14 protein-coding genes are annotated in these 16,697 nt (G+C 56.7%); all 14 read right to left on the bottom strand.

Translation table 11 applies throughout. The features are described 5' to 3' along the window. Positions 1-63: 63 nt before the first annotated feature. Positions 64-2,208 carry a DotA/TraY family protein gene (locus tag ACORQT_RS24695; RefSeq protein WP_089186973.1) on the bottom strand — a complete coding sequence of 715 codons (2,145 nt, stop codon included), beginning with the start codon at positions 2,206-2,208 and terminating at the stop codon, positions 64-66. 97 nt (positions 2,209-2,305) lie between these two features. Then, positions 2,306-2,866 carry a conjugal transfer protein TraX gene (traX, locus tag ACORQT_RS24690; protein ID WP_089186974.1) on the bottom strand — a complete coding sequence of 187 codons (561 nt, stop codon included), beginning with the start codon at positions 2,864-2,866 and terminating at the stop codon, positions 2,306-2,308. Then, a complete protein-coding gene (gene traW, locus ACORQT_RS24685) occupies positions 2,856-4,064 on the bottom strand; it encodes a conjugal transfer protein TraW (RefSeq protein WP_060432368.1) in 1,209 nt (402 codons plus the stop codon). Before traW ends, traX begins: the two co-directional genes overlap by 11 nt. A 12-nt stretch (positions 4,065-4,076) precedes the next feature. After that, the gene (locus ACORQT_RS24680) at positions 4,077-7,139 is read right to left on the bottom strand and encodes a conjugal transfer protein (RefSeq protein WP_089186975.1); all 3,063 of its coding nucleotides are present in this window, start codon (positions 7,137-7,139) and stop codon (positions 4,077-4,079) included. Further along, entirely contained in the window at positions 7,114-7,728 is a 615-nt protein-coding gene (locus ACORQT_RS24675; RefSeq protein ID WP_197666971.1) for a conjugal transfer protein, read from the bottom strand. Before ACORQT_RS24675 ends, ACORQT_RS24680 begins: the two co-directional genes overlap by 26 nt. 105 nt (positions 7,729-7,833) lie before the next feature. Further along, entirely contained in the window at positions 7,834-8,220 is a 387-nt protein-coding gene (locus ACORQT_RS24670; protein WP_089186976.1) for a DUF6750 family protein, read from the bottom strand. A 78-nt stretch (positions 8,221-8,298) separates the two neighbouring features. Next, on the bottom strand, positions 8,299-8,841 hold the full coding sequence (gene traQ, locus ACORQT_RS24665) for a conjugal transfer protein TraQ (protein WP_060432364.1): 543 nt from the start codon (positions 8,839-8,841) through the stop codon (positions 8,299-8,301). A gap of 10 nt (positions 8,842-8,851) precedes the next feature. Beyond that, positions 8,852-9,487, bottom strand: coding sequence for a conjugal transfer protein TraP (gene traP / locus ACORQT_RS24660; protein ID WP_197666972.1), 636 nt, complete (start codon positions 9,485-9,487; stop codon positions 8,852-8,854). 76 nt (positions 9,488-9,563) lie between these two features. Beyond that, the gene (locus ACORQT_RS24655) at positions 9,564-9,911 is read right to left on the bottom strand and encodes a hypothetical protein (RefSeq protein WP_089186978.1); all 348 of its coding nucleotides are present in this window, start codon (positions 9,909-9,911) and stop codon (positions 9,564-9,566) included. A gap of 10 nt (positions 9,912-9,921) precedes the next feature. Continuing rightward, the gene (gene traO / locus ACORQT_RS24650; RefSeq protein WP_089186979.1) at positions 9,922-11,268 is read right to left on the bottom strand and encodes a conjugal transfer protein TraO; all 1,347 of its coding nucleotides are present in this window, start codon (positions 11,266-11,268) and stop codon (positions 9,922-9,924) included. A gap of 3 nt (positions 11,269-11,271) precedes the next feature. After that, a complete protein-coding gene (locus ACORQT_RS24645) occupies positions 11,272-12,261 on the bottom strand; it encodes a DotH/IcmK family type IV secretion protein (protein WP_089186980.1) in 990 nt (329 codons plus the stop codon). A gap of 8 nt (positions 12,262-12,269) precedes the next feature. Beyond that, positions 12,270-12,977: a DotI/IcmL/TraM family protein gene (locus ACORQT_RS24640; protein WP_089186981.1), complete on the bottom strand. Its 708-nt coding sequence runs from the start codon at positions 12,975-12,977 to the stop codon at positions 12,270-12,272. A gap of 8 nt (positions 12,978-12,985) precedes the next feature. Continuing rightward, entirely contained in the window at positions 12,986-13,339 is a 354-nt protein-coding gene (locus tag ACORQT_RS24635) for a conjugal transfer protein (RefSeq protein ID WP_089186982.1), read from the bottom strand. A gap of 26 nt (positions 13,340-13,365) precedes the next feature. After that, positions 13,366-16,674: an LPD7 domain-containing protein gene (locus ACORQT_RS24630; RefSeq protein ID WP_089186983.1), complete on the bottom strand. Its 3,309-nt coding sequence runs from the start codon at positions 16,672-16,674 to the stop codon at positions 13,366-13,368. Positions 16,675-16,697 lie beyond the last annotated feature (23 nt).

The following is a 16,697-nucleotide window of genomic DNA, read 5'->3' as shown; positions in this document are numbered from 1 at the left end:
TTTATCCTCCAACAGCCGTTGATGACATTATACCCAACAACTGTACATTTGTCAGGGTATTTTCTACTGAATTCCATCAGCCCCATTACCTTTTCCGGTCCTATTCGGCATATTACGGACACCAGGAATTCGCTGAGATCCGGTCCCGGCTGCCCCGAACATATTTTTCATATTATCGACCAATCCGCCCATAACATTATTCCCTTCACGACCACCAAGGAATGAGATCACATAATCCGGTAGAGATGCTTCTAAGCTGAATAGGCGTGTCACACCAAAGGTTGAAATGCGTGCATATATCATCAACCAACCAACCATTTTAACCAATCCCATAATCGAGTCCGCATTAGCATTGGCCAGTGCTGAAGCAAACAACAGATTGAGTACCGTGCCACCGGCTATTGCTGATACAGAAGCGAAAAAGAACCCCAGCACCATAAGAGAAGGCCGTAACATCATGTCGATCAAGAATATATAGCCATAGGCACTACGACTTCCTTTATCCTCCTCAGCGCCCAAATGCGTCGCTGACCACATTGGACCGGCTCCACACCCAATCAACACACTGACAACCCAGTTAAAGAAGCCCGTCATCCAGAAAATAAAAGGCACTGCCGGTAAGAATACGGCTAATGAGAATCCAATAGCCAAAAGCGCAAACATAAAGAAATAGAACATTGGCGCTAGTGCCCCCATCACATCTTTAACCACAGCGCCTGCATCAACCGCAAAAATTTTACTTGCCCACCCTACAGGTGAGTTACTGGCCGCAGATGCAATCGCCCAAGTACCGGCATAAGCAGCCATCAGGGTTTCAGTAGTGCCTAAGGTATAATCACCGATCTCCTGCATTTTAATTAATGGGTTTACTTGACCGTTGAAATCGGCATCAGTACCCAAGTTTTTTGTAGCTATAAGGGTTGTGAGTTTTTGGATTGGGCTTTTTAAAACTCCAACGAATACTGAGTTCGGATCTTGAGCTGCGCCGGCTGCACTAATCTCACTCTCCGTTTGTGTTCCCAGGGGCGGTGTATAGGTACTGTTCTGCACCTGCGCGCGATAGGCCGTAAACACCTGATTGTACAAGTCCCCTGTACCGTGCTCGCCCACACCACTCATGCCACTGGTGATTGGCGTGGCGTTGGCCACATCATTGGTTTTACTGTTAGCTGTCGCGAAGGTGTGATACCAGGCCCCCAGAGCAACCCAGCCATAACTCTTGATCTGATTGACCAGCTGGCTCTGCAGCGAATCCTTATAGTTGATTTGGTTCAGCGCCTTGTTGACCGTATCTTCATAGTCAGCCGCCGCATTCTGGATGTCAGTTTCCACATCCTGAAAACTGCCACTATCCTGATCACGCTTACTCAAATAGGTATCGACGAAGTCCATTGCAGCCCGATCCAGCGATGCCTGCATCCTGTCCAGCGCCTGCTTTTGTGACGCCACAACATTGTCGGTATCGACCTTGCTGTCAAATAACACGTTCCAGACGCCGCTACGGGCAGAGTTAGGCGTCTTCGCCGACCCACAAATGGCGCTGCCATTACCGGTCACGTACTCACCGTTGCCTCCTTTCGTGCTCATCATCGGCGTGTTCGCTTCCCCTGACGCATAAAGAGCCTGCAGTTCGCGGTTAATGGCATATTTGCACAGGTTCATTTCAAAAATGGCCCGGGCAGCTGAACGCGTCGCCGGCGCAGTCGGCTGCGTGACCATGGAGTATCCGCTGGCCATCATATCCGCCGCTTTATCGGTTAGCAGATTGGCGCTCCCGACGCCCATTACCGACGCCGCCCACAGCATCACCAACTGAGAAATCGACCACCCTGAGCCGGTAGGCACCAAAGTGATAAATCCCGCAAAAGTCATGATCGGGTACAACATCGAGCGGGCGCCATTAAAAACACGCCCCTCATGGCCAGCTTTGACGACAGTTTTCATCGTCACGGTCAAAAACCAAAACAGGGCTATGGCACAAAGTACACCGTTGATAATGGCAAACAGAGAGCCAATCAACGTTTGTTGCCCGGGGTTAAAGGGATGTAGCACTACATCCCCAAAGATCATGACCAGCGCCTGGCGCGATAAGTCATTGGTTTTCTGTGCAGCATCAGCGATGGTCTGATAATTCACGCCATCGGCGAACGCCGGCCAGGAAAAGAGCAGCAGCAAGCCTGCTGACCACAGCCTTTTGAGAAATTTCATCGTGTTGTCCGTATGTTATGGCCCCGGCGGATCGCTGGGTAGAAGGCAGGGAAGGAAATGAGGCGTCAAAGGAGATAACGGCGATGCACTCCCGTTATCAGCGCCAACATCCCAATGACACCGTTTGCCGGCAACAGCGGTTTTCCGACCGAAAATCCTCGAACGTGCCCTTTTCCTCTACGCTGACACGCTGGGTAGTGAGTTGCCACAGACGATACGTTGCGATCAGCGCCTTGACGTAGCCCGCCGCCCCTAACAGCACCAGGATCAATGCCGCGATCGTCGCTCTCAGCAAGGTGGCGCCGGGCAAAGTGGTGAAGCTCGCCAAAAGCATCAGCGACAAAATCAAAGCAAGCCCGCCGCAAACCAGCATCAGGAACCACCAAAATGCCCGGATACGGACAAAGTTGGCGCGAAGCTGCTCAATCGGAACCCCCGCCGCCGCCACCGCTTGCGCCCAGGTCAATGGTTCACGTTTAACCTGCTGACGAGCACGAATCATCGCCCGTGCTCTCGCCAGATTATTCAATATTGGCCGGACGCCGCTGCGGTAAATCACCCCAAGATCTGAGAGGGGGTTAACCAATGCCACCCCCACTTTTCCTACACGCCGCCACGAAGAGGCGGCAGGCTTCTGCTTACCATGCTCAGTTTGCATTCGCGGTTACTCCTGCGCTCATCTGATTAGACAACTGCTGCAGCTGCGGCGCATATTGCGCTTTGGCCGCCATGGCCAGCTGCTGCCCCGCAATCACGTTCGCTTTTCGCAACTCGTTTTTAATGCCCAGCTGTAGCCAGTTGCCCAGGCTCTGGACGCGTACCAGCTCCCGCGTCAGGTTATCGCCACTCATTGCCTGCAGGTCAGTTTCATAAGCGGTATTGGCGTACCGCCGGCCAACCTCGAACGCCTCATATTCCCGTTCGCTCATCACCCCGGACTTCTGTGCCTCCGGGCTCGCCGTCGCCGAGAAATACTGGCTGGCCGACGGGCTTTGTAACGACTCACCCAATGCCTCACGGGTTGCGGGGTTAGGCTGGCTGGCTGCAATCAAGTCCAACTGGGGCTGCGAGGCCGCGCTCTGTATTGACTTATATTGTGTCAGCAACCCCTGATACTCGCGGCCGGTGGCCGATTGAATATCCCCCTTCCCCGGCGTGCGTCCGGCATCATGACGGGATGAGTTTTTCATGTAAGCCATCGCCGCATCGACTTGTTCCTGATTGAAGGTCAGATCAGGTGCTTTACCGACAGCTCCTGCACCATCCATGAGGGAACGCAACTCAATATCGCCGCCGGGCAACGGGGAGACCTGTGGGCAAAGATCCGTTCCCCCGTAAGTTGCCGCCTCTTCTGCCGTACAGTACGCCGCATGCACAGCCGCACTGCGATAACCCCCTTGACGGGGGGCCACAGGAAGAGATGCCACACTCTTGCGAACCATGGCGCTGCTGACCCCGCCGCCGCCGGACAGCCTTGATGCGCTGGAGCGTGTCTGCTTGCTGACCTGCGTAGCCATACCGGAAGCCGATTCGCTGCAGATACTGTCCGTTACCGTAAAGCTGTCACGAGCGCGCTCCAGGCGCTCTGTCTGACGGCCAAAGATATCGGCCTCTCGCTGCGCGCGTGCCGCTTCAGTCACCGCCGAGACTTGCTTGTCACTGGCCTGTACGATAGCGGTACCTATCTGGGTTTCCGTTGTGAGGATCTCCGCCAGCGTGGCATTGATAGTGCCCATTGCCGGCATCACCTGCATTTCAATCGGCGCACTGCCGGACACATAAACGGTATACGCGGCCGCGGGCTGGCTCAGTCCGAGACTGACCGCCAGCGCGACCACTGTCGCTGAGTATTTCATGATTTTTCTCGCTTAGATGTGATAGCCGCGTTTGGCAATAAGCTCTGAGGCAAGTTGACGCGTAACATTGCCGGCATCGACATCGCCGGCCTGCTTTCTTCGCAGTTCGATCAACTTCTCCGCAGTACCCTGCGGAAAAGCTTCGGCCAGAATGGCGCGCGCCGTTGACCCACCAACCTGCTCGTACAACAGGCGGCGGAGCGGACTGTCTATCGGTGAAGAGTTCAGCGCCCACAGTTCAAGGGGCCCGAGTGCGTTTTTCAATATTCTGGCGAGCGTGCCACCGCCCTTGATACGAAAAATGCCCAGGAACGGTACGCCACTCCCGTCGGGCGCCGGGCCAGTGCCGCAACGCTGGAAATTACGCAGGGTAACCTTAGGCACCTTGAAGCGGTCGACCAGCAGCGCTTCATCATCCGGATCGACTTCCATCATAAACAGTGAGTTAGCCGAGCGGAGGATGGCGTCAGGGAAGTCGCGCATATACTGGGAGGACAGCACGGTGCGAACCCCAAACTTACGTTGTTCACGGTCCTGGGTTTCAAGCATCGGGAAGATAAACGGCACTTTCTTGGCGTTATGCAGTTCGTCATACCCCTTTGTCTTCACTTCCTGATCCAGCTGTTCCAGTCGCTCGATATGTAATGCGTGATAACGCTTATCGACCGCGGCCAGTAACGCGTCTCGGTACTGAGGCAAAACGAAGTCACCGCCAGCCACCTGCCCGGCAAACAGGAACATGATCCCCGTTTTGAGGTGCCCCTCTTTACTGTCGTCGCCCATGACGTTGTTGAGATCAATGGCAATAACCCGGGTGCGGGGGTTAATTACAAATTGTGTGCGCCCAGCCAGCATCTTGAAGTCACCGACCGCGTCGTTCATGCAACGGAACAGATAATCCAGCAATTTTTCCTGGCTACCGTCACGCTGGATCTCGCCATAAGCACTTTTAATCTCATCGAGGTTCAAGATCCGGGTCATATCCGACAATTCCGGCACCGCCTGAAACTGCGCCAGCTGGGCCTCCCGAACGTACCCGCCTTCGAACAACAGATCGCGAACCTCATACCACACCGCTTTCTCCCACCAATCAGCATCGAACCGCTCGAACAGCCCTAGCTTATCCAAAGCCTCGTCAACACACGCCAGCCCCGGCAGTCCGCGGCTATAGAGCTGAGCACCGCTGGTTTCAGCATTGATAGAATAGGCTTTACTGATGGCACGATTGAGAATTTGACGGGTATCCCGCGCGTTCGGCGGTATTCCGGTCTCTGGATCGATACACATGGCGGTCAGCATGCTGAGTATCCAGTTGCGCTCAGGAGGGATCGGGTACCGTGCCCCCAACTGGATATCAAACAGGTTCCGGCAATGCGCCTTGTCGTTTTGCAACACGATGCCGATCACTTCATCTTTCCGCTCAGGGGGTAAACTGTCCCGCAGCAAAGCAATCTGCCCCTGCATCGAGAACCCCTTATCCACGCCGGCAAAAAACGGCAGATTTTGCTGGGCACTGGTGATTTGAATATTACCCAGGGCGTTAAGTAATACCGATTTACCCGTACCTGGTGAACCCGATACCAGGCTGGTCAACTTGTTCTGCTTACTGGTGGCCAGCCCCACAGGGTAAAGTTTGCCATCCAGCGTGGGGAACAGTGCGTTGCCATCGTCTTCCCAGGCGGAGGCCGGGCGCGTCAGTGGGGCCAGATTCAGCGCTTCGGATAGCGGCGGATACAGTGGATTAGGACCGCTGCCTTTGCTGGATGCCACCAAAGTGGAAACCCAGGCACGAACGGGATCGCCGAAGGTTTGTGTCACCTCGCATACGCCCCAGGACTGGAAAGCCTGTGTCAGTAGCGTCAGATTACGGGTCACCGCCTGCGGGCTGTCCCCCCAGGTGGCCGCCGTTATCGTCATCACGCAGACCGGTTCATTTCTATCAACCTGGGTGAGTGCTGCAATGGACTTCCAAATCGGTCGCAATGTCGGTACGAACGCCATAAAGTCGAGCGTCCCTTTTTTGACGCCCAGCGCAGCCATCCCGCCAGGCATCACATCCATGCGAACCCGCCAGGGCACCGCGCGCGGTACCAACGCTTTAAGATGCGCAAACGACTGAGGGGTTTGCGGCCCAAGAACAACAGACAAGGTGCCATGCCACACGCCATTAATGCGCAACATATTGCCCTGCGGGTGTACATCCTGATTCATCAGCTGGAAGTTCAGCCAAGGCGCCAGGAATGGCGTATGGTCTTCACCATCGCGTACGCCATGCGGCATGATAGGATCGTCCGGCAACAACGGCCGCCAGTGTTCGGAGGTGCCGGCGCGGTCAACTTGTTCGCGTAAGGCATGACCAACGGAGTGCGCGTCCAGGCGGCTCAGCAGTACACCTTCCCCGTTGTCCTTCAACGCCGTTTCTATACCGCTGAGAAAGGCGTCATGCCTGATTTTTTGCCCAACCATCTCAGCCAACACCGGATTTTGGCCAAAACGCGCATCAGGACTTTGCTGGATAAGCACCTTGAGGCGCTTGTTTTCGTCCATCAGTTCGTGGGCTGACAACGCCTTGCGCCCGGTATAACACACCAGATAGCAGCGTTCTCGTGACACCCAGGGGCTTATTTTGGCCACCCGCTCATCGAGAATTTCCTTCAGAGCAATACCGGTTCGCCGAATGGAGCGGTATTGAGGTGCCATCAGGCGTCTGACCTCTTCTTCCCCGCGCGAGGGATCATCCTCGTAAACCAGGCTGAATTTATGACCATGCCGGCGATATACCGCATTCAGCGATTCGGTCATGCGTTTGATGCGCCCCATCCAGGAAAACGGCGCATCAGGGGGAGCAGTTTCATCGGTGTCGCAAAAGCTGCCGGCGACGGAGAAGGCCGAACAATAGTCACCGTCATCGGTCACCAAGATATAGGGGGCCTCCAACTCAGGATGGCGTATACGATCATCATCTGTCAGGCGGATTACCGTCTGCAAATCACAGTAATCAGGTAAATCCCGCGACACGGCGAAGCGGGATGTTGCAGTAATTATCTCTTCAATCCAGCGGATCGGGCTCAGCATACAAATCACTCCGGCGGTAAGTAGGCAAACACCAGCTCGTTAAGGCCTGCGTCGCTGTTTTACCTTCGGGCAACAACAGCGACAGGTCATCGAACACATCAGGGGGAAATACGGGCACGCAGCCAATGAGGCGTTGCTGCAGGTGTGCCCGCTTGGCCGGTGGCAATCGCAACATGGCGGCGGCAAACTCGCCAACGCGCGCCGTTCCCCATGCCCCTTCCACTTCGCGTGCATGGAGCACCATCCAGCGCCACAAACGTTTTCCCTCACGTTGCTGCGCGCGATTGCCGGCAATCATCGCCAGCAAAATCTGACGCTGCAGATGAAGGACATTCGTCAGAGACGTGCCTGGGAGCCAGACCAGACGGGCATGCGCGGCGGTGGGGCTGTCGAGATGGCCAGTGAGGTAGCACAAGGTGCATACCGCATGGGGTTCATCAAACCCTGCTCGGGCCCCCTGCCACAGCTTACGAATATGCAGGCCGCAACATTGACAACGTGAACCTTCCATCGGCTGCGGCAACGGTGTCTGGGGATCGCCGCTGATATCCAGCGACAATGGGGCCGGCATTAACTGAACGTTAGTCATGGCAGCATCTCCACCCAATGCCGACCGGGGCATCATCCGAAATATGTCGCTGTGCCATAGCGCCACTCCATAAAAAACGCTCCGGAAGCCCGGAGCGCGTTTCGTTTAACCGACGTTGACCGGTGTCAACCCCACCTGTGTTTGCGCCCGTTTGATAATTTCCGGCACCACGATGAGGCAAACGCCAAACAGGATGGACGCTAAGATGTGCCAGGCCTTAACTTGCGGATTATCTTTCTTGTTTCTGGCAGCTATGAGTCCACCGATAACAAAGAAGACGCCAGCGAACTGCGCGATGGTCAGCGACGACTTGATGCCAGACTTCGCACCTTCAGCAGCCCGATTTGCCATATCAGCAATATCACCATCGGCAAATGCAGCGACAGGAAGGGCTGCAGCAGCCACGGATAAAAACGCACTAAGCCGCTGGCGTAACCATGTTTTCAGGAAATAAACGCGCACGGAAAGGTTCAGCATCATGTCATTAGGCATGATTAACTCCTTGAAAATGAAAATTGTTATTTAATGAAGGATGAGAGTGCGCTTACGCGCGGATGAAACCCGGCAGGCTTACAGCATGCCAAGGGATTTTTGCAGGGCATCAAGCAGATAAGGACTGCAGACCATCATGATACCCAGCGTGAATTTCAGGCTTCCGGTGGAAACGTCCTGGCTGGCCGATAACCCCGTATGCCCATCTTTAAGTGAGCGGCGCCAGGTCAACATCCCCTGCAGCGCAATATAAACGCCAAATACGCGGATCAGCGTCAGCATGGCGTTCGCGGCATCGGCCGCCACGCCAAAGGTACCGACATCCACATAGCTGATGGCGTCGAAGGTCGCCCCCTGCCACCCCACCTGTCTGGCGGCAGCCCCGATCATTTGATCTAACCCCGCCAGCCCGCCGCACAGCAGCAACCAGGCGATAACCTTCCCTCCACCGGCGGCCTGCCCCGGCGACTTGCGCGAAGCACTGGCGTGGTGGGCCAGAAAAGTTATCGCGCCCACCACGGCAAACAGCATGGCCAGCGTAAACCCCAAACGGGTAAACGCCCCCTGCACGTTGTGGGCAAGATTAACCAGCAGCTGGATAGCATCACTTCCGTTAGGCATAGCACTTACCTCACTTCAGTACGCCTGCGCTGGTGCTGACTTCACGCGCCTGCGCATCTATGCCGGTGATCGTCACTCGCCCAAGCCGATCGCCCGCTTTGACCGCCCAGGTTTTACCCTGCCAGTACACCCACGCCATGCCATTTTGCACCGCATCAAGCCGCATGCCGGCAAGCGCAGAACGGGCTCGAGGAACCGCACGGTCGTTAACCTGCGACACCACGGCTACGGGCTTTGCTTCAAGCACGGACAACCGGCCAAGCAGTTGGTTGTTCTGCGCCTGCAGATCTGCCATTTGCCGTTTCATCGCGGCCAGCGCGGTACTCTGCGTTTTAACCGTATCCGACAAACGGGAAATCGCCGTGCGGTTGGCTTCAGCAAAAGAACGGACACCACCGACCATGGTAGCGACGTCGTTTTGCAGTTGACCCGCATCCGCGCCCCCGGCAGGTACAACGGGTGCCAGCGACACTGGCGCCGGAGATTGCACATACTCAGATTCACTAAATGCTTCCGGCGTCGCTGCCGAACCGCTATCACCGCCATTCAAATCTGGGGCAAACAGATAAACTGCCGACAGTCCCAGTGTAAGAACGGCACCAGCCAGCCAGGGCAGCGTGAGACCAAACAGCAACTTGCGTTGCATTAAGCCAGGCCTTGCGGGTATAGGAGGTGTTGGCGGAGATTCAGTCGGGGTGGATACTGTCGGGGCAGTTGAAAATTCACTCATATCTATTCTCCCGAGTAATCTGTTGGACCAGATGCTCATGTGCGCACTCTGCGGCTTCCGGCCATGGGTTCATCGACGCCGCTTGCTCGATGTTTACGCTGGGCAGGCCGTTGAAGTAACTCTCGAGCGCAACGCGCCCCTTTTCAAACCGATGATCGGTATGCATAAGACGGTACAACTCGGACACCCTATCTGAAGATACCCAGTCCTGAAGCAACCTGGGGGATATCACGTCAGGCTCACAGGCGTGCAAGCAGGCCAGCGCACAGTTCAGCGCCTGCCGTAGTTGACCTTCATTTAGCTGTTTTCGAGTAATGCCCGGATCAATTTTTCGTGCCATGGGATAGCCCTTATTGCTGTTGCAGCCTGCGCTGCGCTTCGATTCGTGCCTGTGTCTGTGACCGCCAGTCACTCTCTGTCCGCGGCATGCTTTCCGTCGGTGTCACCACCGGTGATGTGACCATGGGCGCCGCCGTTGTCCCCGCGTTGACCGCATCGGTTGAGTAAACCCCGCGCATGAACTGGATCGCGACCACCTGTTGCTTATCGACAAGGACCTGTTTCGGCGGTAACCGTGCCGCATCACTGCTCAGCACGTTTGCCGCCTGGCTGGCGGCGCCGCCGGCAATAACACCGGCGACGGCTTTACCATCCGGGGTACCCGGCCGCGTCGTCACCGCATTGAAGCCGTTCGTTACCACCTGCGTATTGGCTTGCGCATACATCTCGCCGATACCGCCGATCCCCTTCATCACCGCCGGCAATACAATGCGCGAGAAGTAATGGTTATTGACGTGGGAGGCGACGCTCGGCACCAGGCTCTCATCATTCAACGCATACGCGTCAACCTGATAATTGACGCCACCAAAGGCCATCTCGGTGAAGTGGATCACGACACCATCTCCCGCCAACTTCGCGCCGGTGGGGGCTTTAAGTACCGCGCCGGCATAAGGCCCCGATACAAACTTCCCCAAGACCGGCGTCGTGCTGTTATCCGAATCCACACCAATATCAATCACACCCGGTCCGCGCCAGTAGGGAGGGATGACCACAGAAGGTGTGACCGGTGAACCTCCCTGACCGGCATTCAGCGAAGCCGTTTGCACCGATACGTTGCCTGGCAAACTGGCACTCCAGCTGCCAAAGCCCGAAACATCATCACCGCGTCCTCCGGGTGCATTACCCTCCCCACCGCCAAGTGCCTGAGCCAGTTGTATACCGGCGGGGGGTGCTGACGAATCCGCTCGCGGCGTCATCTGTGCCAGTAACGCATCCAGTGCTTTCTGACGCCGCTCGTCCTGCCGTTGCCTGTCAGCATCGGCCTGACGTGAGTCGCTGCGTCCCTGTCGGACAGAGGGGGCTACCGATGGTTTTCGCGCATTTGCGGCCTGTGAAGGCAGCGTCACCGGCTCCTGCTCCAGCGGGATAGACGCGATAAAGCTGCTGTTGCGTTGCTGCGCGGCCGTCACGCCTTCCTGGTTATACTGGCGCAGTAGCTCTCGATACGCCGGTGTCTCAGCCCCTTTACTGTGTACCGACGTCCCGACGCGATTGATATCAACCTGAGATGGCGCCGGCGGAGGTGTCGCCAGCCAGCTCCAGAGAAAATAAGTCCCCCCCACCAATGCCACCACGGCAGAGGCCACCAGAGTCAATGTCAGTTTTTTATCCCTTCCTGCATCATTTTCACTCGCCATGTCTTACTCCAGAGCAATGTTCAGCGCGGTGGTTTTTCCCATAACGGAAAACGTCACATAAGGCGTAACCGGCAACTTCCACAGGTGAGTGCCATCGGCAGAGGAAAGCGTCGCTTCAAACTCATCACGAATATCGGCGCGCGATCGGATGTACAAATCATCCCCCAGCTGCCATACCGTCGTGTCCGGTACGCCCCCTGTCACTTTGAGCCGCCGCGCCTCTTTAGGCGGTATGCCGTCAAGGAAGGTCTGCAGCGTACTGTCATGCAGGCCAATACGACTTTCCGGGATCGCTGTCGCTTTGGCCGCTGGCCCGCGCCGTGGAACACGCATATCGAGCCGGCTGTCTACCGTCCAGGTTTTGGCGGCCGTATCCGGTTCACCGCTGGTGACATTCAGCACGATGGGCACGGACAGCCCACTCAGATAAACGGTGATATTGCCGCTGACAAAAGGTTGCTTGGCATAGACCACCATTACCGGGCTGTCGGGCACCCAGTAAATCTGGAAGGCCGGATTCCCGCTGATCGGCGCTGCACCCAATTTCCAGGGAGCACCGGTGCTGTCGATAAACGTCAGCGAACTGGGGTAGTTCATTGCCGTTCGCACCAGGGGCAAACTGGCCCCCGGCGCCAGATCGACGGTCAGCGCGCTGATGCGTGGCACCACCGCCACGGGAGGTGATGTCATCGCTCGGTTCACCTCGGACTGACGCGCCCGCAACTGCCTGATCTCATCCGGCGTCAGTGGGGAAACGGCCTCCTCAGCCTGGGCATACAACGGTGAAGGTGGGGGTAGTGGATCGTTACCAGATAATCCGGCGCCATTCGGTAATGGTGGTTCAGATATCGGCCTCGCAGCCGGTGCCGCCGGCACCGAGGCCGTGGGCGCCTGACTTTGTGACCAACCCGACGGCGCAGAGGCAGCGGGTGCCTCTGCCCAGGCCGGCGCCGTCATCAGCGCCAGCAAAGTGCACATAAGGGTATTTTTCATGGGGAACCTCAGTTGGCGTTTGTCGAAATCATTTGAGTGACTTCAAGTCCCGCCGGCTTTTCCTGAACATCGGCGCGCTGGATGCGCAGAGTGAAGATAAAACGTTGGGCCGGCGTGCTGGTTTGCTGGCCATCAAGCTTGAGGGTAACCGGGTACTGGAATTCCCAGGTAAAACGATCGCCAAGTAACCCTTTGCTGCGTATGACGCCAGGCGCCACATCAACCGACAGGTTCATCCGCTGATTTTTCACTGCGGCAAGGATGTTTGACGATGTCAGGGCCTTGTTATAGCCCTCAAACCCCTGGTCGTTAAAACGCGGCTCCACGCGCGTCATCTGTGCGCGATAGTGAACAAAATCAAGCGTAAAGCCTTGACGTAAAGTATCGGCGCCAAATGCAGCGACATCCTCCGAGCTAAACGCCGGAATGTTTGTCGGTTTGGCAGGCGTCAGCCGTCCTTTCTCAGTTGCAAAGTATTTGACCGGGGGGTGTGCAACCTGCCACCCCAGATACCCGTTGAGGGAAAGTGACAGCACCAATGCCACGCACAACCACACCACGACGTTCAGGCAGCGATGAGCAAAAGCCGCGCCCAGCTCACGCTGGCGCTGCATGGACAGGGCGTGTGCATAGGCACGCGCCTCATCGTCTGAGGCCGGGGGTGCCATGTTCGGCGCCAATGCCACCTCGGCAGAACTTTGTTCTTGCGTTTGCATGGGTCTCCTTAACGCCCCGTGAACTCTTGCCACGGGTCAATGGTGCCGGGGATGTAGTCGTTGATCTTGTCAACGGCCGCTTGACAGACCTTCTCGGACACCTGGTTCATGATGTCGGCAAGGCTGGGAAACGTGGGCAGTTGGATAGTGGTTGTACGTATCCGCGACAAACAATCCTGTAACTGGTCGGAGGCATTCTGTTCTCGCGACGCCCAGGCTTCGGCGGCCCGTCGAGCCTGCTCATAACCGACTTTGCTGCCGGCTTCAGCCGCAGCCCCCGCACGGCAGGTGGAGGCAAAAGTGGTAGCCGGCAGACAGCACAACGCCGCAAGCAGTGCTGCGCACACGCTTTTTTTAAACATAAAGAGAGTCCTTTGCGGTCAGTGAGTTATATCGGGCGAGGGTCGCCCGGCTGCGCCTTTGGCGCTGCCGCCGGCGCGGCCTTTGGGGAAGCGTTCTCATCGCGCCAACGCTCGTCAAAACCCAGTCGGGAATGAAGCGCGGGCGGTAAGCTGGCAGGAGCATCCAGTTTGCCAATTCGAACCTGGCTATCGCCTTCCAGCTTGAAAGCGATGTTCTCGCGAGGTACGGGCTGGCCACTGCTGCGGTTGATCCCATTCCCACAGCCTACAGGTCTCGCCCCCTCAGGGGTGATCGTGTTGAACACCATGGGAGGCGCATCCTCTCGGCCAGGTAACGTTACCAGCACATGCTGATATTCTCCCTGATGGCGAACCACCCCCTGCAGATATGGGCCATCGCTGCGCACCAGGTATAGATCAAGATGACCATCCTGCGTCCAGCTGCTGGCAACCGGCTCTCCCGCTCCCTTATCCATGGATGGCCGCGGTGCAGATAACACATCACCGGGTGTTTGACTGCCCTGACCATCTGGCCGCAGCCAGTACACCCCTTCCTGAGGCACTGCCGGCGGTGGCATATCAAGATGCAGCTGGTTAATGATGGCCGACTGGATTTTGGCAAATCTTGCCGCATCAAATGCCGCCAACTTGACCCCATCATCCTGACCGGTACGTACCGTATCACCCCCGGTAGGGGTCAGAGACCACTGATTGCGATGCGCTGTTTTTGACTCAAAGTGGGTAACCACCCCCTGATCGTCTTTCTGCGGAACCTGCACGGTTACGGCTTCTTTCCCCAACCAGGTAAGCGTGGCCATTCGCCCAGGCTGAATACGGGTTTCACGTAACAGCCCCGCCAACTCCTTACCCCAAAATGTTTGCTTTCCTTCCCGTGTCCGCAGCGTAATGAACGCGCTTTGTGATTCTCCGGGTTCAAAACGGAAAGGGGCGGTACCACATTTGAGGACTTTGCCGGTGACACCCGCCGCCGCGGCTTTGTAACTTTGGTGAATAGCGGCAGGAATACCGCTGTCAGGCTGGGCGGCATTCTCTTGCTGCCTGGCTGCAGGATGATTCCGCGTCTCAACAACAGGCTCAGCTTCTTGCGGTGCGGCGGGCGGTGTGGAAGCTGCAGGACCGGAATGGAGCACCGGCGATGTGGCCGGTTGCGATACGGGGGAATTTTCCGGCATTGGCACGGCATCACCGGTGACAGCGTCACGAACTGGCACTGGCGTAGCCAACTTTTTCCGCGCATCTTCCAACATGGCCTGCTGGGCAGGGACCTTCATCGTCACATTAATTTCATGCCGGGCAATCAGGGCGATCGCTTTTTCCTGAAAAGCGTCACTGCCGGTTAATTCAATACGACCACGGTAATACTGTGCCGCCGTCAACAACGCCGCCAGTACCTTCTCATCGCTTTGGCTGGCCCCCTCCGCCATATCCAATCGGGAGCCCCGATCGATAAACGCGGGTTCGTTATCCAGTTTGTAGAGAACCGCATTGTCCCCCTGCTTTTCCCATGACAGCCGCTGAAGTAACGCATCCTTGTCTATCAACGCCACATCAGGATCAGCCGCCTCGTCGCTCGGACGTGACGGGCCCACCCAGATGGCATCGACTGCTGATGCGTTCTGAGCCTGTTCGGACTCAGAACGATGGGCCCATTGTGATGCCGGTATGGCATTTTCTAGCTGAGGTTCACTGTGTTGGCGCGGTGCCGCATCCTCCAGGTCACTGGCCGTATCGGATGGTATCTCCCGTGTCGGTTCAACAGCCTCAGGAATCGGTGCAATGTGTTCTGCAGCATCAACCGGTGCAGGTTCTGGCGCACTTCCTTCAGGATTAAGCCGTCCTGCCAGAGAAATAGGCGTGTCGCCGGAACGATCGGCTACATCAGAAACCACAGGGCCTTCTACAGGTTCGGCGCCCATATCAGGTAACGGTACGCCCGATGTCTCGGCTTGCGCGGCCCAGGACGCATAATCGTTAATATCGATCGGCGTTTCATCGACTACGGGAAGGTGATCCACAATCGGCTCAACAGGCCCGACATTGGCCTGAGGCGGTTCTGTCGGCATCGGCGGCACTGCCTCAACCGGTGAAAACGGTGGTTCTTCCGGAATGGGCAGCGGAGCGCCATCGGATGGATGGTTCATTTTTTCTCTTTCCTCTTGGATAATATCCAGTGCACGGGCAATGTTGGCGGTCACGAGCAAACGTAGCCCATCCAGCCCTCGCGACTGGTGAAGGTCATTGAAATCGGTCAGCCCCAGTTTTTTTTCTGCATCAGTAAAGTCAGGCACAATTGCAGCACCGTAAGTCACTGATGACGCGGCCTGAGTAGCCATCATCACCCCTTTGTTCACCTTCTTTGCATGATCCAAATCGGCAAGGAAGATATGTGGGGTATCGGGATAACGCGCGTGCAGCACGTTGGCAATTGCGGCCATGTTGCCGGCATCAATGGTCATTACGACCGGCTGGCCAGTAGCAAGATTCAGGCTTCTGGCCGTGGCATACCCCTCGGCATACAACACTGGGGCGTCAGGCGTTAGCGGGCCACCCACCACCAAGAAATTCCCCTGCTTTGGCGCATCGCTGTAAAGCCGCTTATCGCCGTCAGGCGTGATGTACTGCAAGGTGCGAAATTCACCCTCAGCATTAAAAAACGGCACCACCAGGGCACCGTTTTGAGTTTGTCGCAGCTCCGGCGTCGGGGATATCCCCTTTCGCACCAGATAAGGATGGGTAGGGTCTGCGCCCGGAAGCTTGTCGTATAGCGCCTGCGCTTTCGCCGTCTGTCGGCGGTAATTGGCCTCTCGCGTCCGTTCAGCTTCATCGTGCGCCTGGCGAGCAGCCGCTCGAATGTGCAGCCGGGCAACGGGATCGGCTTCTGTTCCACTAGCTTTCCAATTCGTGACAGACTTTTCCGTCTCAGCTCGGTGATAGTTAATGAACCAACCGCCAGGGCGCCGATCGAGGAACCCACGATAAACACCGCTTTTTTGCCCCTTCTTATCCTCCAGCGTAGCGACGCGATGCCGCTTCCCATCCATCACCGGCAACCCTTTCACGATTAACCCCGCCTGCGTAAGGGCATCGTGAAATTCTACCTGGGCATCACCACCGCCAGTGCTGATGGTCTTGTCGGGTAACCAAGCCTTCACGAGCTCGATATCACACCCCGGTCGCGCATACCACAGAACCGCATCTTTATCCCAGGCCAGCGCCGAACGGCCATCATCAAGTAGCCCTGCGGCTTTGCGAGCCTTCTCGCGTTCTTCGTGACGCACCGCCAACCAAAGACGATTTTTGGTTTTTTCTCCCATTATGATCTCCTCGACTTCGATAC

Origin of the sequence: Serratia sp. (in: enterobacteria), from assembly GCF_052400455.1 — a bacterium.
In the GTDB taxonomy this organism is placed as follows: Bacteria; Pseudomonadota; Gammaproteobacteria; order Enterobacterales; family Enterobacteriaceae; genus Serratia; species Serratia ureilytica.
This window is presented reverse-complemented; position numbering and strand designations above follow the sequence as displayed.